Origin of the sequence: Myxococcus eversor (assembly GCF_010894455.1) — a bacterium.
GTDB lineage: Bacteria > Myxococcota > Myxococcia > Myxococcales > Myxococcaceae > Myxococcus > Myxococcus eversor.
Map to the genome: position 1 here is coordinate 1 of NZ_JAAIXY010000094.1, position 534 is coordinate 534.

Annotated in this window: 1 protein-coding gene; it reads left to right on the forward strand. The window is 67.6% G+C overall.

What is annotated here, in order from left to right; translation table 11 throughout:
- On the forward strand, positions 1 to 534 hold a 534-nt coding region (locus G4D83_RS45285; RefSeq protein ID WP_240357203.1), incomplete at both ends, for a condensation domain-containing protein.

Sequence of the window (534 nt, forward strand, 5' to 3'; positions counted from 1 at the left end):
CCGATGCATGGTCCTCTGGCGTGCTCGTGCGCGAGCTTGCGGAGCTCTACGCCGCACGGACTTCAGGCACCCAGTCCCACCTTCCACCTCTGCCTGTGCAGTACGCCGACTTCGCGGCCTGGCAGCGCAGTTGGCTGCGAGGCGACGTGCTCCAGCGTCAGTTGGACTACTGGCGCCACCAGCTCTCCGGTGCACCTGCCCTGCTGGAGTTGCCCACCGACAAGCCCCGCCCCTCCGTCCAGTCCCACCGCGGCGCTTCCGTCCCCGTCTCCTTCTCCCACTCCCTCTCCGAGGAACTGCTCGCCTTCTGCCAGCGCCAGGGCACCACTCCCTTCATGACGCTGCTGGCCGCCTTCCAGCTTCTCCTCTCCCGCTACTCCGGCCAGGACGACGTCGTCGTCGGCGCCCCCATCGCTGGCCGCAACCGCGCTGAGACCGAAGGCCTCATCGGCTTCTTCGTCAACACCCTCGCCCTTCGCTCTCGCATCGACTCGCGCTCCTCCTTCTCCCAACTGCTCGCCCAGGTGAAGCAGT